Source organism: Paenibacillus sp. J31R30 (genome assembly GCF_059692115.1).
This window is the reverse complement of the sequence record NZ_JCAUAV010000013.1, coordinates 62,951-87,939: the sequence shown is the minus strand read 5'-3', so window position 1 is coordinate 87,939 and position 24,989 is coordinate 62,951. Positions and strand designations below refer to the sequence as shown.

General features: G+C 42.9%; 21 protein-coding genes and 2 pseudogenes. 3 read left to right on the top strand and 20 right to left on the bottom strand.

Features of this window, described 5'->3' with window-relative positions:
* The first annotated feature begins 82 nt into the window (after positions 1–82).
* Together AC58QO_RS28260 and AC58QO_RS28255 are read left to right on the top strand one after the other, a co-directional pair.
* Complete coding sequence (locus tag AC58QO_RS28260) at positions 83–247, top strand: hypothetical protein (RefSeq protein ID WP_497271472.1); 165 nt, start codon at positions 83–85, stop codon at positions 245–247.
* Positions 244–606 carry a hypothetical protein gene (locus AC58QO_RS28255; protein WP_497271470.1) on the top strand — a complete coding sequence of 121 codons (363 nt, stop codon included), beginning with the start codon at positions 244–246 and terminating at the stop codon, positions 604–606. The genes AC58QO_RS28260 and AC58QO_RS28255 overlap by 4 nt, the downstream gene beginning before the upstream one ends.
* Before the next feature lie 419 nt (positions 607–1,025).
* On the opposite strand, the gene AC58QO_RS28250 is transcribed toward AC58QO_RS28255, so the two are convergent.
* The 13 genes and pseudogenes from AC58QO_RS28250 to AC58QO_RS28190 form a co-directional block, all read right to left on the bottom strand.
* The gene (locus AC58QO_RS28250; protein ID WP_497271469.1) at positions 1,026–2,813 is read right to left on the bottom strand and encodes a copper amine oxidase N-terminal domain-containing protein; all 1,788 of its coding nucleotides are present in this window, start codon (positions 2,811–2,813) and stop codon (positions 1,026–1,028) included.
* Positions 2,814–2,877: 64 nt separating this feature from the next.
* The gene (locus tag AC58QO_RS28245; RefSeq protein ID WP_497271467.1) at positions 2,878–3,048 is read right to left on the bottom strand and encodes a hypothetical protein; all 171 of its coding nucleotides are present in this window, start codon (positions 3,046–3,048) and stop codon (positions 2,878–2,880) included.
* 607 nt (positions 3,049–3,655) lie between these two features.
* Positions 3,656–4,185 (bottom strand): annotated as a pseudogene (locus AC58QO_RS28240) (class I SAM-dependent methyltransferase).
* A 354-nt stretch (positions 4,186–4,539) separates the two neighbouring features.
* Positions 4,540–5,925 (bottom strand): hypothetical protein, encoded by a 1,386-nt coding sequence (locus AC58QO_RS28235; RefSeq protein ID WP_497271465.1) that lies wholly within the window; start codon positions 5,923–5,925, stop codon positions 4,540–4,542.
* A 57-nt stretch (positions 5,926–5,982) separates the two neighbouring features.
* The gene (locus tag AC58QO_RS28230; RefSeq protein ID WP_497271463.1) at positions 5,983–7,350 is read right to left on the bottom strand and encodes a sensor histidine kinase; all 1,368 of its coding nucleotides are present in this window, start codon (positions 7,348–7,350) and stop codon (positions 5,983–5,985) included.
* A gap of 4 nt (positions 7,351–7,354) precedes the next feature.
* The gene (locus AC58QO_RS28225) at positions 7,355–8,038 is read right to left on the bottom strand and encodes a response regulator transcription factor (protein WP_497271461.1); all 684 of its coding nucleotides are present in this window, start codon (positions 8,036–8,038) and stop codon (positions 7,355–7,357) included.
* Between the two features lie 317 nt (positions 8,039–8,355).
* The gene (locus AC58QO_RS28220; protein ID WP_497271460.1) at positions 8,356–9,090 is read right to left on the bottom strand and encodes a multidrug resistance efflux transporter family protein; all 735 of its coding nucleotides are present in this window, start codon (positions 9,088–9,090) and stop codon (positions 8,356–8,358) included.
* On the bottom strand, positions 9,087–9,794 hold the full coding sequence (locus AC58QO_RS28215) for an ABC transporter ATP-binding protein (RefSeq protein WP_497271458.1): 708 nt from the start codon (positions 9,792–9,794) through the stop codon (positions 9,087–9,089). The genes AC58QO_RS28220 and AC58QO_RS28215 overlap by 4 nt, the downstream gene beginning before the upstream one ends.
* Positions 9,791–10,576 (bottom strand): ABC transporter ATP-binding protein, encoded by a 786-nt coding sequence (locus tag AC58QO_RS28210; protein ID WP_497271456.1) that lies wholly within the window; start codon positions 10,574–10,576, stop codon positions 9,791–9,793. The genes AC58QO_RS28215 and AC58QO_RS28210 overlap by 4 nt, the downstream gene beginning before the upstream one ends.
* On the bottom strand, positions 10,573–11,820 hold the full coding sequence (locus AC58QO_RS28205; protein ID WP_497271586.1) for a branched-chain amino acid ABC transporter permease: 1,248 nt from the start codon (positions 11,818–11,820) through the stop codon (positions 10,573–10,575). Before AC58QO_RS28205 ends, AC58QO_RS28210 begins: the two co-directional genes overlap by 4 nt.
* A 50-nt stretch (positions 11,821–11,870) precedes the next feature.
* On the bottom strand, positions 11,871–12,857 hold the full coding sequence (locus AC58QO_RS28200) for a branched-chain amino acid ABC transporter permease (RefSeq protein WP_497271454.1): 987 nt from the start codon (positions 12,855–12,857) through the stop codon (positions 11,871–11,873).
* A 93-nt stretch (positions 12,858–12,950) separates the two neighbouring features.
* Positions 12,951–14,171 carry a branched-chain amino acid ABC transporter substrate-binding protein gene (locus AC58QO_RS28195; protein ID WP_497271452.1) on the bottom strand — a complete coding sequence of 407 codons (1,221 nt, stop codon included), beginning with the start codon at positions 14,169–14,171 and terminating at the stop codon, positions 12,951–12,953.
* Positions 14,172–14,910: 739 nt separating this feature from the next.
* Positions 14,911–15,252, bottom strand: coding sequence for a hypothetical protein (locus AC58QO_RS28190; protein ID WP_497271450.1), 342 nt, complete (start codon positions 15,250–15,252; stop codon positions 14,911–14,913).
* Between the two features lie 724 nt (positions 15,253–15,976).
* On the opposite strand from AC58QO_RS28190, the pseudogene AC58QO_RS28185 reads away from it, so the two are divergent.
* Positions 15,977–16,417 (top strand): annotated as a pseudogene (locus AC58QO_RS28185) (IS110 family RNA-guided transposase); the annotation flags it as partial.
* 376 nt (positions 16,418–16,793) lie between these two features.
* Here AC58QO_RS28185 and AC58QO_RS28180 read toward each other — a convergent pair.
* From AC58QO_RS28180 to AC58QO_RS28150, 7 genes are all read right to left on the bottom strand, one after another.
* Positions 16,794–17,579, bottom strand: coding sequence for an SDR family oxidoreductase (locus AC58QO_RS28180; protein ID WP_497271584.1), 786 nt, complete (start codon positions 17,577–17,579; stop codon positions 16,794–16,796).
* 477 nt (positions 17,580–18,056) lie between these two features.
* Positions 18,057–18,419, bottom strand: a complete 363-nt coding sequence (locus AC58QO_RS28175; RefSeq protein ID WP_497271448.1) for a YolD-like family protein — start codon at positions 18,417–18,419, stop codon at positions 18,057–18,059.
* The gene (locus tag AC58QO_RS28170) at positions 18,416–19,687 is read right to left on the bottom strand and encodes a DNA polymerase IV (protein WP_497271446.1); all 1,272 of its coding nucleotides are present in this window, start codon (positions 19,685–19,687) and stop codon (positions 18,416–18,418) included. The genes AC58QO_RS28175 and AC58QO_RS28170 overlap by 4 nt, the downstream gene beginning before the upstream one ends.
* Positions 19,688–20,056: a YhjD family protein gene (locus tag AC58QO_RS28165; RefSeq protein WP_497271444.1), complete on the bottom strand. Its 369-nt coding sequence runs from the start codon at positions 20,054–20,056 to the stop codon at positions 19,688–19,690.
* Between the two features lie 563 nt (positions 20,057–20,619).
* Positions 20,620–22,512 (bottom strand): heparinase II/III domain-containing protein, encoded by a 1,893-nt coding sequence (locus AC58QO_RS28160; protein ID WP_497271443.1) that lies wholly within the window; start codon positions 22,510–22,512, stop codon positions 20,620–20,622.
* A gap of 12 nt (positions 22,513–22,524) precedes the next feature.
* Positions 22,525–23,652 (bottom strand): glycoside hydrolase family 88 protein, encoded by a 1,128-nt coding sequence (locus tag AC58QO_RS28155; protein WP_497271441.1) that lies wholly within the window; start codon positions 23,650–23,652, stop codon positions 22,525–22,527.
* On the bottom strand, positions 23,633–24,931 hold the full coding sequence (locus AC58QO_RS28150) for a Gfo/Idh/MocA family protein (RefSeq protein ID WP_497271439.1): 1,299 nt from the start codon (positions 24,929–24,931) through the stop codon (positions 23,633–23,635). Before AC58QO_RS28150 ends, AC58QO_RS28155 begins: the two co-directional genes overlap by 20 nt.
* Between the last annotated feature and the right edge of the window lie 58 nt (positions 24,932–24,989).

The following is a 24,989-nucleotide window of genomic DNA, read 5'->3' as shown; positions in this document are numbered from 1 at the left end:
ATTCGAGGGAGATTGACCGAAATTTAGTGTGGCTAATTAAAAAATACATATGAATAAAAAAAGGACGAAAGGAGGAATGAGTGTGGCTGCACCGTTTACAATTGACCAAGCAAGGTATGGAGTTATGTATGTGAATGCCGAAGCCCAAAGACAAGGTTACGTAGGAGGTTTTCCTACGTACTTCATCGGGAGCCCTGCACACATGACAAGTGATGTATTAGCCGTATTTTTAAAAAGACAACTATGACAGAATGGAAAGAAATAAAGGTTTTGGGCAAAACGATGAAACTCCCTTTATTGGCACCACAAATTGTGCATAAATTCGTTCATTTGGATTTACCGGACCCAACGAATTTTTGGCAATTACTTAGGGCGATTCAAAGCTATGCTATTGTTAATCATTATGCAGGCGGCTTTCCAACGTTATTGGGCACGGAAAGCCCCGATAATAAGGGAAGATGGGGCGTTGTTTTGATAAAAAAGACATGTGCGGATGTAAAGTATGTTGCTACTCAGGAGATTGGAAGCCCGGATTTAGATGATGTGCCTTCTCGATTTAGAGGCGCCCATAACATAACAAAGCAACTCAGGAATCTACGTATATAAGCGCGTGTCCGAATGGCATTTTTCGGCAGCACTTTATTGGTAGTCATGAGTTTGGGCTTCAAAATATTAATTGAAGTGTCGGGAAACTGGGGCGTGTGGTGTTTGCGGTACCACTGCCTTGAAGCAGAGTCAAGCGTCTAATAAAAACAAGAGGCGACCCTAACGGTCGGTTCTTGTTTTTGTCTTCATGCGTGGTTTGTTAATTGATCCAAAGCATGTCTTTGAACTTAATATGGATTTGTGTAGGTGTATGGACATGGATATTGGTAAGTCCTGAGACAGCCAAGGGTATGAGTAGTCCTTGAATAGCTAGGAAATGGAGTAGGAATTGGAACATCTAGATCACGTATGCCTCTAGGCACGTCAGCATACAAAAAGGCTGCCTTTCGGCAGCCCCTGGCGCTTGTATACACCACTTTTTAAGGTATCTTTACGACGAGTTCACAGAGATAATTGGTTGTGGATACTCCTTTAGGAGGACCGAATTCGAATTCTACAGACTCTGCATATTTATCGGAAGAGTCGCTAATCTGCAAGGAAATCGGCGCATGCCCATCTGGCACCCATCTGGCAGTAGCCTTGTAGCGGCCAATCGGTATTTGATCAATGCCTGCTCCATTTGAAATCGGACCTCCGCGCTTCGTTATGGTATGACCTGCACTGCCATCAAGCAGTGGACCGACGGGTGTCAGCGTTACTTCTAGGTCACTCATATCGAACTCCGGCAGCGAATCGTCCGATGATGTAAAATACGGATAAATATAAATCTGTCCATCAAATTTGCTCCAAGTAAAATCACGGACGGCTCCAGTACTTCCCGAAAGAGGAATATCCTTGTCAGCGTCTAAATGGAAGGTGTAATTCATTCCTTGAAATGATTTAGTTACATCGGCGCCCATATGCCATGAAGTAGCTAGGTGAGGCAGCTCGATCCGATAGTGCCCCGATTCATCGGTAACTCCAAGGACATTGCTGTCATAAAGCAATGTGTTATCGGCAAAAACGACGATATCAGGGATGGGATGACCTTTTGCATCGCGTACATAGCCCTTAACGACAAAGGGCTCAGCCACCTCTTTCACGGGATCGGGGATTGGAGCAGGAGAAGGGACCGGTGTTGGTGTTGGTGTTGGTGTTGGCGCCACATCTACTTCATCAATCCGAACTGTTGCCTCGTTGCCACTCCTGGAGTAAGTCACCTGGTACCCGCTATTTTCCGCTACAAAGCGAAGCGGAACTAAGGTGCTGCCATTCAAGATTTGGGCAGGAATATCCAAGCTCACGTTTTTTCCATTCACGATTGCGGTGGTGCTATTAATTATCAATTCAATCGTGAGACCATCTTTGATTCCAATCGCCTTTTGGGACCATTCAGTCTCCTTCCACTGAACCTCGAAGCCAAGCGTTTCGAATAATTTACGGAACGGGACGAGTGTTGAACCATCTTTCAGTATCGGTCTGACTTGATCAAACTGAAGCTCTTGGCCATTGAAAAGCACATGAATCAGCGGACTTTCAGAAGTTGGAGCTGGGGTTGGTGTCTGAGGTGTTGGCACAGGCTGCGGAGTCGGCGTTGGTGTCGGTGTTGGTGTTGGTGTCGGGCTAGACGAGCCAGTAGTTTCCCCTGTTGTCATCGGACTTTTATATTTTATCGGCTTGGAAACAACGGTACCTTGCGGGGTCAAAACTTCTAAGACATAATATTGCGTTTCCTTGATTGTTCCGTTATCGCTAGCGTACAGGTCCAAGTTAAGCTCACCCTCGAATTCACCGACAGGTTCTTTTATATCTTTACGAAAACCTGGGTTGATGATGATGCTTTCATGTGTTGTACCACTTGACGATGTAACAGTTTTATCTTGTACAATGCCGAGCAGCCACCCCGTCGTTACATGGTTGGTTCTCCATACCCCTTGGTAATTATCCTTACCATAAGCATCCGTGGAACGAAGTACGACGGAATTGATAACCGTATGCTGAGCTAGGCTCAGCCGCAGCTTGAAGTGACCGTCCATGTTGCCCTCAGGCGTAAAATCAGCTGCACCTACAATATCAAATGACGTATCAAGAAGGCTGAACTCCTTGATCTGCACGCCTGCAGGAGGCGTTTCGCCAAAAGCGTTGGCGACACTGCCGAACGCCAAACAGCCCGCCAACAAAAGTGTGATTGCTGAAGTTTGTTTTCGTTTGCTGAATTTCAATGTCATAGGTTCAATTCTCTCCTTTTGAAAATACATTGTATTTATTCAAATAAGTCCAGTTAACTGCTACTTACGCTTCCGGTTTGGCTTCTGGCTTGGCAGCTATTATCACCCCCGGTTTTGTGGTTTTCATCGCCTCTGGCTTCGCTTCAGGCTTTGCACTAACCGTTGCAGGAACGGCCATTGACGCAAGCAATGCAATCCCTAAAATCCATTTCAATGCTTTGTTCAATCTGATCATCGTTATTACCTCCAACTATTGAGTTTGCTTTCTGGATTTATCATACAACACGTGAAATTCACTTTTCTTGAGGCATAGCTGGGAAATGTTTAGGAAATACTCGGGAAACAACTGGGAAGATTTTCGGGAATATAGATTCATTCATCTTGCATGATTACCTCCTCCTCCAACCTGCTAAAAAAAGCGTTCACCCGGTTGAGTGAACGCCTAATTAAAAGTTCCATTTTTCCTGATCCCCAGTTGTCACGATGATCCCCCACCGTTCACTTGATCGATGAGCCATCGGAAAGGAATGAGTCCTTCCTCATGCTTCACCGCCATCATCTCCGGATGCCACTGCACCGCCAACCGAAGGACTTTAATGCTTCGTACACATCCACAATTATTTCCTTGTAAATCTGGTTGACTTCACTACTAGTAAGTGTATTTTCACTCATATAACTTCCACCAATCTATATATACGTACTTCCCAGGGAGAACCTACAGAGTTTCTTCAGTAATCTGTTTCTTTATTTTAATATTCACCTTAACTTTGTCAGTATCCTGCACGTTACTTGAATGAAACAGGGAGCATCAAAGACAGTCTGCTCCCTGTTTATTGTTGTCGTTAGTTGAAACACTCAGTAGGCTTTACAGCGTCAATTATTAGAGAAACAAAGCCCAGGTTACCATTTTGATTTCGTTGGTCGAAACGTTTGGAACGGTAGATAAAACCACCATTTCATTCCAAAAGTTATAATGAAAGCGACCATTCTCGTCGCAGAATCCCAACAGACTTACTTGAAATCCTGCTTGTTCGAACATGGAAGTAATGCTCATATAGTTATGGACAATCTTATGACTCGCAGCTGGGTGGTCTTTTGGTCCTGGCCCCCCAACCTTTACGATGTTTTGATACCACTCGTTTTGAAAAAATGCATCAGGAACCGCACAACGAATGTAACCACCTTTTTTCAAGAAATCCCAACATATCTTTGCAGCCTCAATGCCGTCTTCGTAATCGAGATGCTCCCAAACATGCTCAGCAAGGATTGCTGTTATTGAGTTCGGCCTGAACTTCACTTCCCAATCAGATAGTTTTAGTAAATTAAGTTCTTCTTCCTGGGTATGGAGCCATCCTTGATTATAGTAATCCATCTCCCTTTGAGCTTTGACAACAGTGTAGCTTATCAGGGGTTGGTTACAAATGGAAATTTATTTCCTTCGTATGGAATTTTGTGATAAAAGCATAACTCACCAATACTTCAAAGAGGTTGCCAATTGATGCCCGACACCCTCATCCTAGTTTTATTAAACAAACGTTTTCCGTTAGCTCAATGAGTCATTTGTGTCCATAAAAATTATTTTATTTTGAGATTTTGTTGTGTACGCGGCGGATCAACAGACACGAGGGAATCAATTATTAATTTCCTTATTGTCCTATGGAATGGTGCATACCTGGTATACAAAAATAAGAAGGGCCACCGTCACCGCTAGCCTTTAATCCTAACCTTATTTCTTCTCTTTCATCTCAAACATTGTCTGTGTATGATTCACGAAATCTTCAACTTCCTTAAGCATTGCTTGCTTCTTCTGATCTACTTGTTCCTGTGTAATGTCACCTTTTGCTTTTACAGCATCGATTTTGGTAGTGAAGTCCGACATAAGCGTATCGATTAGCTTCTGACGGGATATGTCATGATCCTTTGCGATCTCTGCGAATGATTTTCCCGCTTGGACCTGTTCGGCGAAAGCAGCTTTGTCAATCCCGAGCAATGCGAAAGCGGCTTGCATATTAAAATTACCAATGCCCTGCTCCTTTTCTTGCTCCTTGTTAAGCGGAGTAGTGAAGATGCGCTCCGCTTCCATCGCGGCCTTTTTCTTCACGTTCTCCTTCTCCTCGTCTGTAAGTACCTTAGGACTGAGCTTCGACAGAATTTCGTCACTAATTTCCTTAGTTACCTCATCAATCAGCGGTTGAAGCTCTTTGCCTTTCTCTTTCGCGATATCAGCTAGCGACTTGCCATCCTTCACAGCTTGTTGGAAGTCTGCTTTGTTCAGACCAAGTTTAGAAGTTGCGATTTGTTGAAAATCAAGCTTAATCCCTTTGTCTGGGTTCCCTTTAGCATCCTTTGCCTGTGTAGCCACTAAGCTCTCCTTCTTCATAAACAGCGTCTGTGTATGGTCGACGAAATCTTCGACATCTTTAAGTACAGCCTGTTTTTTCTCATCTGCTTGCTCTTGTGAAATACCACCGTTTGACTTAACTTCATCGATTTTATTGTTTACATTGGACAACAACGCATCAATTAACTGCTCACGGGATACACCGTGATCCTTCGCAATGTCAACCAACGATTTGCCCGTGTGTACCTGTTCAGCGAAAGCAGCCTTGTCGATCCCGATTAATTCAAGAGCCGCTATTAAATCCCAGTCGTTACCCTGCTGCTTCTCAATCTCCTTATTGAGCGGCATTGTAAAGACGCGTTCTGACTCCATCGCAGCCTTCTTCTTCACATTCTCCTTCTCCTCCGCTGGAAGATCCTTAGGGTCAAGATTCGCCTGAATCTTATCACTAATTTCCTTAGTTAGCTCATCAATCAGAGGTTGAAGCTCATTACCTTTTTCTTTCGCGATGTCTGCGAGCGATTTGCCGTCTTTCTGTGCTTGTTCGAACGTTGCTTGATCCAAACCGAGTTTTGAAGATGCGATTGTTTGTAAATCCAATTTTAGCTTCTCACCTTGCTTACCCGCTGGCATTGTCTTTTGAGCATCTGTATAGCTTGCCTTCTTATCCTCCCGCGATTTACCATTCAGGTTGTCTGCCGCATAAGCGGTTACCGGAACAGCAATCGCAATCAGCAAAGCTGCACCTGCAAGCTTCCATTTTTTCTTCATAGTTTAATTCCTTCCTTATTTGAGTTTGCCTTCTTTAAGCTTCGGAGGCTACATGGTTTAAGATAAAGGAACATTCTGAAAAGAATCTGAAACGTTCGGAAGAGATACACGAAAAGTAGTACCGTTCTGTGGCTCACTCCACACTTCAATCTTTGCACGGTGCGCATCAACAATTTGTTTAGCAATCGCAAGTCCGAGGCCATTGCCTTCCGACCGCCGAGTCCGCGCTTTATCCATCCGATAGAAGCGTTCGAATATCCGCGGCAGATGCTCTTGTTCGATGCCGATACCTGTATCACTTACGGTGAAGGACGTCTTCTGCGGATTTACTTCCAACGAGACGGTAACTTTGCCGCCTTCCCGGTTGTACTGAATCGCGTTCTCGATCAAAATCAGGATGAGCTGCCGAATACGTACCTCATCAGCCTGAATCATTGCTTCATCCTCACATAATGTACCTTGTTGATTGTTCTCCCATTCCAGCCTCGCTTGCTTAGATGCTGCAATTGGCTCTAATTGCTCAATCACTTGGCGAATCGTATAACGCAACGAGAATCGGGAGATGACCAGGTCAAGTCTTCCACTATCACTTCGCGCAAGCACGAGCAAATTATCGACTAACCGACTCATATGATGAATCTCCCGGCCTGACTTTACCAGTACATTGCGGTGAAAATCCGGTAGCTTATCGCTTTGTTCATTCAGCACCTCATAGGCGGATTTCAAAATACTAAGCGGTGTTCGAAGTTCATGCGACGCATCGGACGTGAACTGCTCCTGCCTGCGGAAGGCTTGCGCAATCGGTCCCATCGCTCTTCCTGCCAGGATGAATCCTGCTCCCCCACCTGCGGCAAGCATGAGTAAAGCAAACCCTGCGAACGCCCAACGCAACTGTGTAATAAGTGCGGTATCGCTCGTCACCTCTTGTGCTACGATAATCCGGAAATCTTTAATTTCTCCCGTTTGGATGACAATCCCACCAACTCGAAAGGTTCTGCCATTAGCGCGTATATTATGATACTCATTGTCGACCGGCTCCGCGAGAAGACTAGGCAAGAGCGCCGTCAGAGGAAAGTTCACTCCTGTTGGCGCAAGTTTACTTACCGGTGCTGATTGAAAAATAATATCCCCATTTGGATCGAACAGCCATGCCATTTGGTTCAGCTGTAAACCGCTCGGTGCAAATGTCGGATTGAGCTTCTCCTTGCCCAACGCGGGGTCTAAAAAGATTTTCCCTTTTGGAGATTCTACCAGCTTCTGCAGCTCCGCTTCATATTGTTTGCTTAGCGATTTGAGCTGATTGTCCTGAGTCGTCGTCAGCATTTGCTGCACCATCCATAAGGAGAATACTGCGGAAACCATAAGAATAATACCAATGGTAAGCGAAAATTCTCGCGTCAACCGAATTCTAGTCCGTTTAAACATGGTTTCATTCCCCATCCATCGTGAGCCGGTAGCCTGCCCCATAGACGCTTTGGATAGATTTTACCTTATACGGTCCGTCCACTTTTTTGCGAAGTAATTTGATCGTAGCATCAACAACATTCAGCGTCACATCCGACCCGAGCCCCCACACCTGATCGAGCAATTGCTCTCTGGAGAGCACTTGTCCTGCATGACGCATCAAACAGACGAGCAATTGAAACTCTCGCCGTTTCAATGCGATTATATGGCCTTCTCTCGTCACCTCAAACCGGTTTAGATGCGCCGTAATTTCTCCTAAGTTGATTGTATCCGACGACTGGTAGCTCCGATCTTGACGCCTGAACAAAGCAAACAATCGCGCTTCCAGTTCTTCGAATGCGAACGGCTTAATCATATAATCATCCGCCCCAGCGCGAAGCCCTTCTACCCGGTCTTGAACGGCATCTCTTGCCGTTAGTAATAGAATGGGGGTATGATCTTCCTTGCTACGGATCTCCCGAATGAGCTCCAAACCAGTCAATTCAGGCATCATCCAATCAAGTACATATACATCATAACGACCTGCTGCAATAACTTCTTTTGCCTGCTGACCATCCTTCATCCAATCAACAACATGATATTGCCGTTTCAGTTGATGCTCGGTGAGCTCACCAAGCGTCTCGTCGTCCTCAGCCAGCAAAATACGCATAATCCCCTTACCTCCTGTGACGCGTGCATAGAACTTAAATATACCATTGAAATCTGAAATAAATATGAAATGTAAAACCAGTTAATACTTGTAAGTATTTCGTAAACATAACCTATATAACCAACATACCCGTTTCGTCCAGGCTGTTCAGAACGGAGGATCTACTACTATCCCAGTAAATATTGAGCTTAGAAATATGAAGATAGTTGTAGCAGTAAAACGATCTGCACGTCTAAACACTTTTTTAAATGTAAAATGAAATGGTGTTGACTAACGACCAAATTAATGCAAATAGGGATCGTCTAACTGCATTGCAGTCAGCAATCCCTAAAACAGATAGCTACAATGGCGGATTCCTCGACTTGTCCTGCGTTCGGTGCCCCGACATGAACAAGTGCATAAAGTGAAAGCACTATCCAAAGAGGAAGGCTCGCTATTGTCATACCTAATACACGCTGATAGGTATCCAATCGCTCATTGCAAACCGCCATCATCTTCCGATTGCCAAGAGGATAAGCAAAAGCAGCTAGTAGAACTGGTAACACGCCTAACTGCGAGTCTTTGACGGAAAGATGGCCGCTAAGATCCCACTGTATGACCATTACTCCAAGTAAGATAAAAAGAGAAATCAACAGACTTTTTAACGATAAGGTTCCCTTCACCCTAATTGGTCCATCCTTTGTAACTTTTACCTCGCTGAATAATGGAGCAAGTAAGGAACCTGCGATTATGGTGACCTGCCAAGTAGCCGCAATTAACCAACCAGGTGCGTATGCAGCGGAAAAACACAGGGGCACATAGAATAATCCGAACCCGACCATGCTCCAGTACATCCACACACCTATCTGCTTTCTCATTTCCAAAAGTAATTCTCGAAGGTTTCCCCTGATAAACACAATCAACCATAAAATAGGAAGCATAAAGAGATAACGAAGTGAAGCGCTCCATACCCAATATCCACCTGACAACTCCATGGAGCGATTCATGATGAAAGAAACGGAGAAGAAAAGTGATGCCATCATACCGTAAAACATCGGAAGAACTGATTTCATCCTGCCAGATAAGCGTCTTTTACCTGATCATTGACAAGCAAGGTATGTGCATCATCCTCCAGAATAATTTCACCCGTCTGTATAACGTAACCTCGATTGGCGATTTGTAGCGCCTGGTATGCATTCTGTTCTACGAGCAGAATCGTCATTCCTGTACGGTTCAACTCCTGAATGATCTCAAAGATTTGATCTACGATGACAGGAGCCAATCCCATCGAGGGTTCGTCTAGCAGTAGCAACTTAGGTTTCATCATCAGCGCACGCGCTATAGCAAGCATTTGTTGTTCGCCGCCACTCATGGTGCCGCCCGCCTGGTTCAAGCGTTCTTTCAAACGTGGAAAGTATTCGAAGGACTGTTCCATACGTTCCTTCACCACTTTTTTATCTTTAACTGAAAATGCACCCATCTCCAGATTTTCCTTCACAGTTAGCCTAGGGAATATCCGTCTGCCTTCAGGGACATGAGCAATGCCTCCCATGGCCGTTTGGTGAGGCAGCCAAGTCGAAATATCACGCGACTTAAATAGGATGGACCCTTTCGTTTTCACCTGACCGCAAATGGACTTAAGTGTTGTGGATTTCCCTGCCCCGTTACTACCGATCAAAGTAACAATTTCCCCTTCTTTCACATGAAGAGATATTCCCTTTAAAGCCTGAGTTCCCCCATAGTATGCCTGAACCTCATGTAGCTGCAGTATGTTCATATTTTCACCTCCTTACCTAGGGCACTTTTACCTAAGTAGGCTTCAATCACACGCGGATTCGAACGTATCTCAAACGGCGATCCTTCTGCAATCTTTTCACCGTGATCTAGAACAAGAATATGATCGGATAGTTCCATGACGAGTTTCATATCATGTTCAATCAATATAATGGATATATCCAACTCCTGTTGAATGCTTCGAATTAGCTTAGTCAGTTCCTTGGTTTCACTTGGGTTCATGCCAGCTGCAGGTTCATCCAACAGTAGTACTTTGGGTTTAGCCGCAAGTGCTCTCGCGATTTCAAGCCGTCTTTGTGCTCCGTACGAAAGACTATTCGCATTTTCATTAAGATGTGATTCCAGACCGACATATTGCAATAATCGATAGGCTTCATCCACCGCATTTTGTTCCTCTATTCGCGTTCTAGTAAAGCCGAGTAAAGTACTTAATATTCCACCTTTTAAATGAATATGCATTCCGACCATTACATTTTCAAGTACGGTCATATTCCCAAAAAGTCTAATATTTTGAAAGGTTCGGGCTATGCCCTTTTCCGTAATCTGATCAGGCTTAACTTTCACAATCGATTTGCCTTCTAATTCGATATCTCCCTCATCCGGCGTATATATCCCTGTAATCATATTAAAAAATGTTGTTTTACCGGCGCCGTTCGGACCAATAACAGCGGAAATTTTACCTTTTTGAAATTCAAAATGAACACCGTTAACAGCAACCAGTCCACCAAATCGTTTAACCAAGTTTTGAACACGCAGGATGTTCATTGCGCGATCCCCCCAGTTTTGGGGTTTACTTGCTGCATTGCAACTGATGTTATACGTTCTTGAATCAGCTTTTCGTTCACACGGCGATTTTTCACTGAAATTAACCCGTTTGGTCTAAAGACTGCGAAAAGGATGAGAATAGCTCCAAAAATAAACCGCTGCATCTTCGAGGGTGATAAGGCAAGAGGAATGTGGACAACGCCTTGTAGTGATAATTGATTTAACCAATTGGTAAATTCCGTAAGCACTTGTAGGTTGAGAATCGTAATGAGTGCAGCTCCAAGTATGACGCCGGGCACGCTTCCCATTCCGCCTAATACCACCATGACCAAAATCGTAATGGACTCCAGCAATGTAAAGCTGGATGGATCAATAAACGTTTGCTTGGCTGCAAAGACGACTCCCATCATCCCTGAGAAGGACGCTCCCACAGCGAACGCTGTCAACTTCGTATGAATTAATGGAACGCCCATGGATTGTGCAGCAATTTCATTTTCTCGAACCGCCTTCCAGGAACGCCCCATGCGCGAATGTTCAAATCTCTTTACCCCAAATATGACAAACGCTAAGATCCCAATGACTATGAAATAAAATTGATGAGGATGCGTGAATTCATAACCCAACAAGTTCGGAGGCTTGATCGAAGATATGCCTTTTGCACCGTTTGTAATATTAATCGGCTTCTCAAGGTTATTGAAAATAATTCGGATCATTTCACCGAAGCCCAAAGTTACGATAGCGAGATAGTCCCCTTTCACCCTAAGTACAGGTAAACCAAGAAGGACACCGAATAATGCAGCTATAAAGCCGCCAACAAATATAAATAGCCAAAATGTAGCGCCTGATAAAGGAAACAAATCGCCTGGAATAAATTGATTAGCCTGAGCTGTGGAGAAGATTCCATAGGTATAAGCGCCTATTGCGAAAAAAGCGACAAAACCCAGATCCAAAAGCCCCGCAAAACCGACCACGATATTCAGCCCTAGCGCCATCGCGATATAAATCCCACTCTGAGTTGCAACCTCCATATAAGAACCATAGGCAGGTCCTCCGGATGAAGCAAACGGAATAATGAGAATTAGCATGACCCCGCCAATTATCCATTTGACCTTATTCGAGAATGAAGTGTAGTAAAGCAATAGCAAGGAGGCCAGCAATAGTAAAAAAGCGATCACTGATTTAGCCATCAGATAAACGTTTAGCGCTGAAACCATGACTAGCAGAACAAATATCAAGGCTTGCATTTTCGAATTCTGTGCGAATGCCTGTTTCAATTTATCCATCTTGTATTCACCTACACTTTCTCTTTGACGACTCTACCAAACAAACCTTCAGGTTTAAATATCAATACGATGACTAGAATCATAAAGGCAAACACATCTTTATATTCCGAGCCAAAATTACCATTCGTCAGTAACCCAAGATTAGAAGAAGCAAACATCTCTAACATTCCGATGACAAGTCCACCAAACATGGCCCCCCTTATATTCCCAATGCCTCCAAGCACAGCAGCCGTGAACGCTTTCAAACCCAATATGTAACCGATAAAAGGATCAATAGTACCGTATTGTTGAGCAAATAATACCCCTGTTGCACCCCCTAAAGATGACCCTATGAAAAAGGTTAAAATAATAATTTTATTCACGTTGATTGACATCAATGAAGCCGTTTCTCGGTCTTGCGCTACCGCACGCATGGCCACTCCCCATTTTGTACGATTAATAAATAGATCTAAACTGATCATCAATAGAACAGCTACGACGATAATAATAATCGTGTTTGTTTTCAAAGAAGCATCTCCAAACCATGAGCCTAGTGAAGATGTACCAATTGTCATATTTTTGTTAAACAATGTAATACCACTAATGATATAATTTCCTGTTTTCAATTCAGAAACAAAGCGAACGAGATCTTGCACTACGAAGGAAACGCCAATCGCGGAGATGAGCGAAATCAACTTTGGGGCTTTTCGAAGAGGCCTATATGCAATTCGTTCAATTCCTATCCCCATCAATCCAGTACATAGCATGGCAATTGCGAGGATTAGAACGTATGAGACCCAGCCTGGCATGCCACCGAGCCACCCTGTTGACTGGAATACGAAAAGTACCGCAGTACCAATGAAAGCCCCAGTCATAAAAATTTCGCCATGCGCAAAATTAATCAATTCAAGAATACCGTATACCATCGTATAGCCTAAGGCTACGACCGCATAAATAGCCCCCAAAGCAAGTCCATCGATCAATACTTGGGGCAATGAGTGCAGGATGTTAAGAAACATGAAGCTACTCCTTTCGCAGGTGAATAAACCGTAAAGAGGTACATCCCTATCGTACATACCTCTTTACTTAGTAAATTGAGATTACAATTCGGTTTACTTCCCTACTTCGGAAATCATGGTACCCGGATATTTGGGACCTTCAAATTTGTAAATAAATACTTTGGCGTATGTATTGTCGCCTTTCCCATCGAAGGAAACCTTCGTTGCAACGCCTTGGAAATCTTTCGTGGCTCGCACAGCATCACGAACTTTTTCGCGTACAGGTATTTTCCCACCGTCTGCACTGCTTGCAGTTTTAATGGCATTAAGGATGATAGTCATGCAATCATAGGCGTATGCGGAATACCCATCCGGCGCTTTGCCGAATTTGGCTTTGTATTGTTCCGCCCATTTCATGCCTTCTGGCGATTTGGTAATATCCGTTGAGATGGAAGCGTACAAAGCTTCTTTCACTTTATCGCCGGCAACATCAACAAGTCCTTGCGTATCCCATCCATCAGCGCCCATAAAAGGAGACGTAATTCCTTTGTCACGTGCTTGTTTAATAAGCAGTCCACCTTCGGCATATAATCCGCCAAAGAAGATAAAGTCCGGCTTCTTCGTAAGCGCAATGTTAAGCACACCGTTGAAATCCTTCTCACCTACTGTAATCCCCTCATAGCCGACTATGGTCGCCCCTTGCTTCGTCGCCGCATCTTTAAATGCTTCCGCCAAACCTTGCCCGTAAGCCGTTTTGTCTTGAATGACGAGAATGTTTTTGGCTTTCGCTGTTTTTATCGCATAATCCGCAGCCGCAGGACCTTGGAAATCATCCCTTGCAACAATTCGATTCACAACCTTCAGATTACGGTCGGTTACTTCCGTTGCTGTATTAGACGGCGAAACCATAACGATATTGTTCTTCTCATATACGACTGAGGAAGGTATAGCTACGCCCGAGTTCATATGACCGACAATCCCAAGGATCGATTGATCAGCGCTGATGATCTCAGCATTGGCCACGCCTTTCTTGGGATCACCTTGGTCGTCATAAGGAACAAGTTGCAATTCAAATCCTAGCTTATCAAATTCCGCTTTATGATCATCCAATGACATCTGAGCACCTAACTTAATCGCTTCCCCTTGAACAGCGCTGCCTCCTGACAAAGGGGATTGGGTCGCAATTTTGATGATAGTTTTAGCGCCTCCACTACTAGATTTAGTCGTTTCTGTAGTAGTACTTGTAGTTGTGTTTGTGCTGGTTCCGCACCCCGCCAACAAACCTAGGGCAAGCGTTGAAACTGAGATGATAAGAGCCGTTTTCTTCAAAATCATGAAACAACCTCCTCAGATAGTTTAATACGCAAAAATACCGATATCGCAGCATTCAGAACTTCGGTAAAGATACGAAATTCATACAAAACTACTCAATCGGCACTTTTAGTAACATGAACCTTACACAACTATAATATAGAAATCGGAAATTTATGTCAATATATCTAACGTAAAATTAATAATTCCAATCATTTCAATGAATTAATGTAATGTTTTATAACATAATATTAACACAATAACAACACCTGTGATATGAGATTACTCTTGGTTAAGAGTAATAACAATCAGAAAGTAAAATAATAAATATCCCTTTAGTTAAATATTTATCCAATCGAACCTCTGGCGGATTTGGTTGTACCAATATTATTTGACTATCGGTTAATTAAGACGAAAAGTGGTTCCTATACTAGCTCCACTTCCCTTCTCCCCGATATACACTCTTTGGTAGTTGAACGACAAACAGCTGAAAGGAATGTCTTTGGAAGCTCAAGACAATGCTGTTTTATATTTTCAGTTCTACTTCTGTTAGAGGATAAATCTACTTCTTAATGGCTTATTCATTGCAATCCACCATGCTCTACTGCCCTTTCGTTGAATGAAATCCATGTTTTATGCTAAATAAACTACTAAAATATCTATTCTCTCTTTATTTCCAAACCAAAAAAACCTGCTTATGATTGAATATGACCATAAACAGGCGAAAGGAATTATCAATAACACATCTGTTAATTCTTATTAACTACCTTAACTTATCTATAAGGTAAGGTGTGACAATTTGAAAATCTGGTGTATTATTCCAGACAGTAATAATCCATACCCTACTAGTTTTTGGATAAGATTCTGTTGAGAATACGTCTTTGGTTTTTGGATCACCGCTTCTAATTGCCCAACCACCAGAAATAACCCTCCTAGTTGCCCCTGAATCTAAAACAAGTTCTAACGATCCATTAGGTGGGATAACTCTGTTAGTAAATACGGTACGTCGAAAGCCATTACCAAGGATCTGTGTAATCCGTGCATCTGCAGCATGTAATCTGGCAACTGTCTTTCTTCTAGTCTTCGAATTGATTTTGATTGTCATAATTTAACCTCCTATTAATAGCTTACAATCTAGTAGATGTAAAATTAAGGGAGGATGCTTGTATATATTACCTTACTAGTTCGTCTATCTTTTACTCGCTTTGATATTGATCTTTGATCAAATTAAGGCTTACATTTAAAGCAAATCGCTATGAAATGGCATTACATACTCTGTCATTTACTATACCTAATACACCGCATCCAAGCATAAACAGAATGAAAAAAATAATGAACTTAAACCAACTTATCTTTTGAGTATATTGCGCTCCGCAATGAGGACATGAAGCAGCAGAACATAGCCACTTCTTTATGACAAACAGTACATTCACCTAATTGTTGATTCATATACTAGCCCCTCTTTTCGAATAGTTTTAGAATTAAAGAGTCTATTGTGTCCTTCGCCTTAGCGCTTTGTTTAGAATTGAATTGTAAACCATTTGTTATGTACTCCATGATGTTGTGGTTTCTATAGAAGTTGTCTCTTTCTTTTCCAGTACTTAATCCAAAGATTATCATCATCATCACGAAAAAGACGTATACCAATCAATTTTAGAGGTGTCCATAATTCTCTGAAATAATAGTTCGGCATAGTAGTATTCTCCTAGTATATATAGTTTGTAATACCTATCATACTAGAATTCCCATATTAAATTTGTATAATAATGTCGAAAAATATATAAAGAATACTTTATAATGTCGGAATTACTTACTAACCGTTCGTAGGGCAATACAAACACCTAGAAAAGCAAATAGATGCACTGCTAATGAAGTTGAAAAATATGAAATTATCCAATCCATCCCCGGCATCGGTGAGAAAATCGCGGCAACGATTATCTCTGAAGTTGGTGAGATTGATCGGTTTAATCATCCTAAAAAGCTCGTTGCCTTTGTTGGCGTAGATCCCCAGTGTTCACATCTCGGGAAAGTTTACGGCTACGATTAATCGGATCACAAAACGTGGCTCCAGCAGACTCAGGCACGCCTTGTACATGGCTGTGCAATGCGGGCTGAGGCGTACTGGGAGTAAGAAGCTCAAAGCTTTTTACGACAAAAAAATGGCCGAAGGAAAACCTCACAAAGTAGCGATGATCGCATGTGTGAACAAGTTACTACATTGGATATTTGCCATGCTTAAACGAAAAGAAGCATACCTTGAGTTGAATTGATTGGAAATCAAACGAAATCGATGAAAAACTTTCCAAAGCAATTTTGGAGGGTTATTTGGCATGCTCAGTAATTAGTATAGCACCATCTTCTCGATATTCTATTGAAAAATCTTGACAAGTTATTAGCTGGTTTAGCTTAATCGCCCCCCGGGTTGACTGACTTGCTTCCATACGGCGAAGAACTTCATCCATATAAGAAATTAAATAGGCGTTCACTCAATAGAGTGAACGCCTATTTAACATCAAAACATATTTGTAACCAATAAAACTATCGGGTGACAAATATGTTTTGATGTGCAAGAAACCAGCAAACTCAAGTGTATTCGGCTTTTCTTGTTAATCCAGTTTACAAATTGCACCTCAACAAAAGGGATAGTTACAATAGCGATTCGGCGCCGTCAATGAACAGTTCCGTGCCGGTGATATGGCTAGAAACTTCTGAGGCAAGGAAAGCTACCAGATCAGCAATTTGCTCAGGCTGCCCAGGCGCGTGTTCCAATGGCTGGTTACCCTGTGGGTACTTGATTGGAATTTTAATTTTCTCAAGCTCCGCCGTCGGCTGCGTATTTTCTCCAATATTGGTCTTAATTGACCCTGGGCAGATGGCGTTGACGCGTATTTTGTACCGGGCCAATTCTAACGCGGCCATTTTTGCAAATGCAACTTGCCCTGCCTTTGATGTGCTATAGGCTGTCATCCCGAACCCTGAGAAGGAGCGACTTCCGTTAATGGAGCTCGTGATGACTATGCTCCCACCAATTTCTTTCATGTGAGGAATCGCATGTTTAACGCAAAGAAACGTCCCCTTTAGATTGACGAAAAGCGTACGATCCCAATCCTCTGGCTTCATGTCTTCGATTGGCGCCAAAACCCCGTTGATGCCAGCATTGGCAAAGACAAAATTTAGCCGTCCCCAGGTCATTACCGTGTGCTCGAAAGCCTGTTCAACTCGGTTCGGATCGGAGATGTCGATGTCTACCGTTATAGCCTGTCCTCCTGCTAATTCTATATCTTTTTTCGTCTGCTCTAGTCGTTCGTCTTTCAAATCCACAAGGCATACTTTCATTCCTTGCTGCGCCAGCAGCAAGGAGGCAGCCCGTCCAATACCGGATCCTGCTCCGGTAACCAATGCAACCTTGTCCTTTAAATCCGGCAGCACCATCATAGATTTCTGTAATGTTTGCACGCTTGTAGGGTTCCACTCCTAACCTGTATTGGTAATATTATGAAATAAATCCTTCTTGGTTTACCCATTCAGCACAAAAAACATGTAAAAATAAGTAATTATCCTAATTAAAGTATTTGTTTTGAATGCCTTGGTGTAAGTCACGAAGATCTCAAAATCTAGACAAGCACAAGTGCGTGCGTCTAATGACTTGCGGCTTTTCTGTCTATCACCTATCTTCACACGAATCGAATGATTTCCAGAACTACTGCGAAATAAAAAAAAACAAGCCAAAGGGATACTTTCCCTCGGGCTTGTTTATCAGTGCTTCTGGATTCAACGATAAATAATAATTAACCTTTAACTGCAAATAACTAAGTTATCTTATTTTTAGATGTGATTGAATAATCCCAAGCGCTTGGTAACTTGGTTGAGTTGAGAATTATTAATTGATTACTCTACGGATTAATCATTTCATCTTGTACATTCTTTACTTAGCTCCGCCTTCAATACATCTTGAAATCTGATCCATTCCCAATTCTCTGCCCCGCTGAACGGATCAACGGTATCCAAACGAAATTCTCCATGCTTGCTGCGCGTCACTATACCCGAAACAGTTCGAGATTGGTATTTGTCATATATCGTGAGATGTATAGTATTTTTGTATATTTGGGATTGGCTAAGTGTAGCAGAGATGAAATGGACTTCTTGCTCATCGAGTGCTTGTCGTTGAATGTATTGCTTTTCTTTCTGACCTCTGATTGCGGACTCTTTGTGTTGAGGAAGCATTATCCGACTTGATTCCCATAGACCATTCATTTCTAGTTTTTTGCTCATCTATAATGCCCCCCAATTTTACCGGCCCTGTCCGTTGCCAATCCTGCTTTCATTAGACTCGAAGCGCGAATGATTGCTGTATTACCGAAACGGTCCTTAATGCCATCCACAACACGATCCAGCTCACGTAATTTCGTCACATCTTCGAACAGATCAAGTTGAGCAACTTCTTCCACTGCAAGTGTTCCCAGCGTAACACCTACCTTCCGCACGGGCAATCCGTTCCAATTGCGACGAAATATTTCACGCACAGAGTCGTAAACTTTCAACGTATGATTCGTATTCAATGGCATCTTTCGTTGTTGACTAAAGCCTGTTGGAGAGTCATATGGCGAACACATACAGAAAACGTGGACTGTCCCGCTTGTAAACCCCTTTGATCTAGCATCGCGGCACACTTCTTCCGTTAACTCCAACAGCACTATGTCAACCTCTTCAACCGTCAAATAATCGCGAGGAAGCGTCATAGCGTGGCCAATCGATTTTGGTGCGACATCAAACGTTCCAGGCGTAACAGGACTATCGTCTAGTCCATTTGCCGTTCTCCACATTACTTCCGCTTGAATATCCGATTGCTTTCCGAATCTTGCACGGAATTTCTGTTTTAGTGTAGCTAGTGGGGTCTTAGCTACATGACCTATCGTGGTCATACCAAGTGCGACAAAGTGGCGCGTCATTCGTGAACCAACTCCATACATCTTATCGATGGATAACGGCCACAGGAATCGCTCAACGTCATCCTTGCCTAGCGTAAAAATTCCACTGGCATTCTTCTTTGCGAAATTATCAGTTGCCTGCTTTGCAAGTATTTTAGTCGGTCCAATTCCTACTCGAATTCGAACGTTCATTGATGCAGCAACTTTCTGTTGAATCATTACTGCCAATTCATCTGGCGTACAACCGAAATGATTGAGCGAACCGGTCACATCCAGGAACTGCTCATCGATTGAAAATATCTCTACGAGATCAGTATATTTTTCGTATATATTTGTTATTGCGAGCGATACGTCAATATAGCGCTGCATGTGCGGACGCATTACTATAGCATTTGGGCATAGTTGCAACGCCTCACCAAGACGCTGGGCTGTGGTAATGCCAAAGCTTTTAGCGATAGGACATGCCGCCAAAATAATTCCTGACCTTCTGGCTGGATCTCCAGCCACAACCACCGGCAAATTATCAAGGCCTGGATGTGTAGCCTTTTCTACACTTGCATAAAATGACTGACAATCAGATAGGAATATTGTTCTTTCACATTTTTTGCTCATTTAAACGCGCCTCCGCATGTTCATCAGCGTAGTCATTAGTTCTGCTTTAACTAAGCTTCGAAGCATCGTGAAATAATAGATATAACCTCGGACTTTATATTCTACGTTAATACCAACTGCATTCGTAGTTGTGTTGAGCACTTTGATATCGCGCTTCTTCATGCTGTTCTTAATACTTTGTATTTGGGGGTAAATAGCGGTCTCGACCTCTTTCAGATAAAAGAGAATATGGTTATAAACAATTTTATCCTTATATATCTTCAGCTCCTCCATGTCTCTGGTTAACATATCGAGCAAAATGGGTAATAGCGTATATTCTTTAATAATTTGAACATCCTCTTCATTCTCAATTCTTGAAACAACACTCATATTTCTCACCGCCATTAGAAAACGTATGTTCGCATTAATTATTATATACCGAACACGTATTCGCTATGCAAGTACCAAAAACAAAAAAAACCACCACAGGCCATTTACTGCCAATGAGGGTTTGCTATCTATACTTCAACAAGTATTATTTCATCGATCATATTCAATGAGCAGGTTGCCACGGCACCTGCACGACATCTTAAAAGTGAAAATGTGAATGTTCACAAAAGTAAACATTCAATAACGAACTTTATTTTCCTTGATCACTTTCACCTGATGCAGGAAAATAAAGTTTGTTAGTCAAAGTCATTAATTCCGTGGTTTTTAAAAATAATTAAAAGCATAATAAGTTTGTTAGTTAAGAGCCTTTCCAAAGTTAGTAAACGTAAAAGTGGAAAATAAAGTTTGTTAGCAATGTTTCCTTTTGTAAAAACCATCATATCATCAACTACAATTTCAAACGAAAAAATGACCAAGACAGCTTCTTACTTTAGTCCGGTAATTTATTAAATTATACTATCAGTCCTTGAGGATAAGCCTTTATTTTAAAATAGAAATCCAATCTAGTTCTTAGTTGTTTTGCTATTAGTATTTATAATAATCAAACTCCATTTGGATTCAGATACAGGAAGCTTGCTTTTAAGGATAATTCGATAAAGAGTGGGACCCCATACCGCTTGCAATTTGGGATCGGACACGACAATTTCTTCTTTAGATGCAATTAGTAAACTTTTATCATAATCCACCTGCATCTGACTGTCTTCTGCACTCTTAAAGACAATAATACCATTCTCTTCTATTTGAGGATCCCATGGGGTTATTAAGTGAAGCTTGATATCATCTGTAGCAGAGTTAAGCTGAAAATCTTCCTCAATCAAAATTTGAGCAGTCTTCTGACGCGAAAAGGTAAATGTACGCTTCCAAGAGACTATTCCCGATGATTCAGGGTATGCGGAAGCTATGTTCAAAGAGAACTGGGCTGAGTCCGGAGTCGTATTGTAATGTACATCGCTCGCCTTGAAGTTATTTCCTGGCAGTTGCTGCATGCCATTTACCATTGGTACGTTGTGGTACGCCGACTGCATCGTCCAAATGTCATAGCGATCCTTGCTAAACGTTTTAGCACTGTATGTTTCTACACCGACATCAATCAGATAAGGGATGCCGTCGGAATAGACCATAAAGTGACCGAGGTCATTATGATTGTGACTCTCTGCATTATGTCCGCCTTTCGCTGCCAAGTAGAGCCCGCAGCTCGAGCCTTCTTGCTCCCTTGCTGCCATGACCTCGATTTCGTTCAACCAAACGTCTTTTAAATATGGAGCCGAAGCGTCATCCTTCAGCTTGTCTCCTACCTGGAAAAGCGCAGGCAGTACGCGATGCATCGTAAGCCAGCCTGACAGCTGTTTGGCATTAGTCGAAAATGCGCTTCTTGCCAAGCTAACCAGACGCTGATCCCCGATCCGAACCCCGTACCGATAAACGAGGTCTGATTCTATTTGCAGCATAGCGCTTCCATCTGCGAAATTGATGTAATAATTTTCATCAATATGGACTCTGTACAGGTATCGCCCTAACTCTTGAATGAGTGGTTCATTGTATAAATTTATTTGCCCTCCTGAGGCTCCGTATAGTAACTCCAAGCAATCGAATAACGATCCGGCGGCACGATGCCAGTAAACTGGACCCTCTTCACATCCGCCATCCCTTTCGGAGTCATTAATAAATCGATCCAAGCTGGTTATCATCTTTGCGATTCCCATAATGCGCTTCTCCTCATCCTCTTCCAATAATAAGAGGCAGAGAAGCACATTCGAATTTACCCACGGATTCCAATTGTTCATTTTTCGATTCGCATCAAAACCCATCCACCATAAATCGGTACGTTCCAAGTACGGTTCAAGAATGCGACGATTTATTTCATGTTGAATTCGCGCGCAAATGCTTGTGCTGACTTCATCAAACGACTCTTTTAAAAGGTAATATGTCGTAGCAAGTACGTTCGCCGTCTCGCCTGCGCATAAATCAATAAACACATCCGTTACATCAGGTAGCGATAATTTGGCGCTAGCCTTGGATAACACCATATGGGAAGGGATGATCCATGTGGTTTCTTCACAGATGCTCCATATTCCGTTAATGATTATATCCAGAAAACGGCCGCGCCCCTCGAAACACTCTGCCAAAACTAACGTAGATAGCACTACTCTACGTTCTTTTAATTTATTTTCATACTGTACAACGTTGCCATTCCGAGTGTATGCCAAAAAGTCGGTAGCGGAAAGCGGTAGCCAAGAATATGACAGGAATTCCTCTCCTTTAGTAACCCATTCCTGCTTTACGGATTCATCGAGGGATTGCCACATGTTCCTATCGCTAAATTTAGGGTATGGAAGATAATCCGCCTGCGGAAGTAACAGATTCTTTAAATTATCCAAATAACGTTCTTTTAGCATATTCGTACTCCTCTACTTTACCTCTGACCAGTACCCTTTCAAACCTTTTTCGATTCGCACAAGAGCTTCCAGATAAAAATAATCGCCCCAAATCATATAATCGTCTGGGCCACTGTTTCCGCGTACGTGGTATGAGCCATGCTGCAATAAGCCTTCGGCATCTGGTAGCGTCATCGTCGAGTAGTTATTAACCATTGATGCCATGGATCGCTGAAGTTCAGACTCGAGCGACGGTCGGTCGGGGTCATCTCCCTCGAGTAAATCCAAAAGTTCGAGCAAGCCCGCAGCAACAATAGCCGATGCTGAGCTGTCTCTCGGTGTTTTCTCATCAATTGGAACGTCGAAATCCCAATAGGCAACGCGGTCTTCCGGCAAGTACTCCAAAAAGAATTTAGCCATTTCTTTTGATGTGTGTAAGAACGCTTTATCTTTCGTGTAACGATAGCAAAGGGCAAAACCATAAATGCCCCAGGCTTGCCCCCTTGTCCATGTCGATCCGTCTTCGTAGCCCTGATGCGTTCCCCCGTGCAAAGCATTGCCATTTGTCTGATCAAAATAAAACGTATGATAAGAAGAATAATCCCCTCGAACCAGAAACCGACGGCTTTTATGCGCATGATGGTAGGCTATATTATAAAAATCTTTCTCGTCTGTTTGTTCATAAGCCCAAAATAATAGCGGGAGGTTCATTAAACAGTCAATGATAATTCGTCCTCCATTTTTGGGATCTCCTTCTTTTCCCCATGCTTGAATAGCGCCAATCGCAGGGCGCCAACGATCTTTAAGCTCGCGGGCTGCTTTCAAGGCTACAGCCCGAGCCTTTTCATCTCCGGTAATCATCCACTGCGCGGTAGCAGAAAGTGAATATAGAAATCCCAAATCATGATGGTCGAGATGGTAATGTTGATCCAAGCGCTGACTAAAGTTTTCCAGAAAAGACTCTGCGCTTTGTTTAAACTCCTCATCTCCGCTGTATTCATAAGACAACCACATCATACCGATATAAAAGCCTTCTATCCAACCACCGTTTTCACCCCATTTGTATCTTTGATTTTCCGTAATATGTGGGAGCAGTCCAGGATGGTTATGGATATTATTTTTTATTTTTTTCATTGCATCTTCAATTGCCGAGCGCCACATGAACTCCACTTCCTTTTTGTTGAGTATCATTCAACAGTAGTTGATAGTAGTCGTGCAATGAAATAGACTGGCCATGATTCAGACGAGATTGCTCCGCTGCAAAAGCCATTAAGTGACTACGAACAGATGCGGAAGCGGAGGTCAGGCTGTCTCCGCCGTTGTAATTGCGAACTTCATTTAGAAAGCGCTTCATAATACCGCTATCTCCCCCTCCATGTCCGCTTGTCTGCTTAGCAATTTTTATTTCAGTTTCCTCATGAGTCAAGAAATCCATCAGCATGACTCTTCCCTCTTCACCGCGGATTTCACCTCTTGTTCCCATGATCTGAATACGGCGCTCCTGGTGTCTTGTGAACCCGGACATGCTGAATATCGCAGTGGCGCCATTGGCGAAGTTCATATTGACTACTTGATGGTCAACCACGTTATTATCAGATTGATAAACACAGCGGCCATAGTCGTTTTCCTTCAAACAATTAATAATACTTTCTCGCGTTTTTTCTGTTGTAAAATGTCCTGACCACCCTAACCCTTCGCCTAAATAAAATCTAGGCGCCGAGTAAGGACATTGCGATTCCACGGCGCAGCCGTCCAAACAGCGCGAAGTAGAACCCTTCGGAGCATTCCCTTTATGAAAATGCATGAGGGATCCGAAAGAGCTCACGTGCGTACAAGGCTGGTCCATCAGCCAAGAGATCACATCCATATCGTGGCAGGATTTAGCCAAAATCATCGGACTTGATTTCTCAGAATTGTTCCAGTTTCCCCGAACAAAGCTGTGCGCGATATGCCAATAGCCAACGTTCTCATTTAGCTGAATGGAAACAATTTCGCCTATTCTTTTTTCAGTTATCAGCCTCTTAATCGTTTGCCAGAACGGAGTATACCGAAGCACATGGCAAATCGTCAGCAGCTTTCCTGCTTCTTTCGCTGCTTGTTCCATTCTCACGCATTCAGCTGGCTCCGGAGACATCGGCTTCTCAAGCAGTACATGATAATCCTTCTGGAGCGCCTGCAAAGTCGGCTCAAAGTGCATGCGATCCTGTGTACAAATCAATGCAAAATCTGCAAGCTTTGGCTGGTCCAAAATCTCTTCCCACGAGGAGTAACAATTCTCTTGTAGAATGCCGTGCTCCCGAGCAAATGTCTCAAGCCGCTCCTGATCGGGTTCCGCGACGGCGACAAATTTCAATTCATTAGGGAAATCGAGTGCATATGGCGCATAGCTGCGTGCTCCACGCGCTCCGGCACCAATCAATATAGCTTTCACTTGCTGCATATCAGTCTCTCCTCTATATAAATATATGTTAACGATAGAGTTGGCTCACTACATGTGG

Excerpts from the sequence above, each read along its gene's own strand:
- AC58QO_RS28255 (WP_497271470.1), top strand. The coding sequence starts at position 244 with ATGACAGAATGGAAAGAAATAAAGGTTTTGGGCAAAACGATGAAACTC.
- AC58QO_RS28250 (WP_497271469.1), bottom strand. The coding sequence starts at position 2,813 with ATGACATTGAAATTCAGCAAACGAAAACAAACTTCAGCAATCACACTT.
- AC58QO_RS28245 (WP_497271467.1), bottom strand. The coding sequence starts at position 3,048 with ATGATCAGATTGAACAAAGCATTGAAATGGATTTTAGGGATTGCATTG.
- AC58QO_RS28235 (WP_497271465.1), bottom strand. The coding sequence starts at position 5,925 with ATGAAGAAAAAATGGAAGCTTGCAGGTGCAGCTTTGCTGATTGCGATT.
- AC58QO_RS28230 (WP_497271463.1), bottom strand. The coding sequence starts at position 7,350 with ATGTTTAAACGGACTAGAATTCGGTTGACGCGAGAATTTTCGCTTACC.
- AC58QO_RS28225 (WP_497271461.1), bottom strand. The coding sequence starts at position 8,038 with ATGCGTATTTTGCTGGCTGAGGACGACGAGACGCTTGGTGAGCTCACC.
- AC58QO_RS28220 (WP_497271460.1), bottom strand. The coding sequence starts at position 9,090 with ATGAAATCAGTTCTTCCGATGTTTTACGGTATGATGGCATCACTTTTC.
- AC58QO_RS28215 (WP_497271458.1), bottom strand. The coding sequence starts at position 9,794 with ATGAACATACTGCAGCTACATGAGGTTCAGGCATACTATGGGGGAACT.
- AC58QO_RS28210 (WP_497271456.1), bottom strand. The coding sequence starts at position 10,576 with ATGAACATCCTGCGTGTTCAAAACTTGGTTAAACGATTTGGTGGACTG.
- AC58QO_RS28205 (WP_497271586.1), bottom strand. The coding sequence starts at position 11,820 with ATGCAAGCCTTGATATTTGTTCTGCTAGTCATGGTTTCAGCGCTAAAC.
- AC58QO_RS28200 (WP_497271454.1), bottom strand. The coding sequence starts at position 12,857 with ATGTTTCTTAACATCCTGCACTCATTGCCCCAAGTATTGATCGATGGA.
- AC58QO_RS28195 (WP_497271452.1), bottom strand. The coding sequence starts at position 14,171 with ATGATTTTGAAGAAAACGGCTCTTATCATCTCAGTTTCAACGCTTGCC.
- AC58QO_RS28190 (WP_497271450.1), bottom strand. The coding sequence starts at position 15,252 with ATGACAATCAAAATCAATTCGAAGACTAGAAGAAAGACAGTTGCCAGA.
- AC58QO_RS28180 (WP_497271584.1), bottom strand. The coding sequence starts at position 17,579 with ATGGTGCTGCCGGATTTAAAGGACAAGGTTGCATTGGTTACCGGAGCA.
- AC58QO_RS28175 (WP_497271448.1), bottom strand. The coding sequence starts at position 18,419 with ATGAGCAAAAAACTAGAAATGAATGGTCTATGGGAATCAAGTCGGATA.
- AC58QO_RS28170 (WP_497271446.1), bottom strand. The coding sequence starts at position 19,687 with ATGAGCAAAAAATGTGAAAGAACAATATTCCTATCTGATTGTCAGTCA.
- AC58QO_RS28165 (WP_497271444.1), bottom strand. The coding sequence starts at position 20,056 with ATGAGTGTTGTTTCAAGAATTGAGAATGAAGAGGATGTTCAAATTATT.
- AC58QO_RS28160 (WP_497271443.1), bottom strand. The coding sequence starts at position 22,512 with ATGCTAAAAGAACGTTATTTGGATAATTTAAAGAATCTGTTACTTCCG.
- AC58QO_RS28155 (WP_497271441.1), bottom strand. The coding sequence starts at position 23,652 with ATGTGGCGCTCGGCAATTGAAGATGCAATGAAAAAAATAAAAAATAAT.
- AC58QO_RS28150 (WP_497271439.1), bottom strand. The coding sequence starts at position 24,931 with ATGCAGCAAGTGAAAGCTATATTGATTGGTGCCGGAGCGCGTGGAGCA.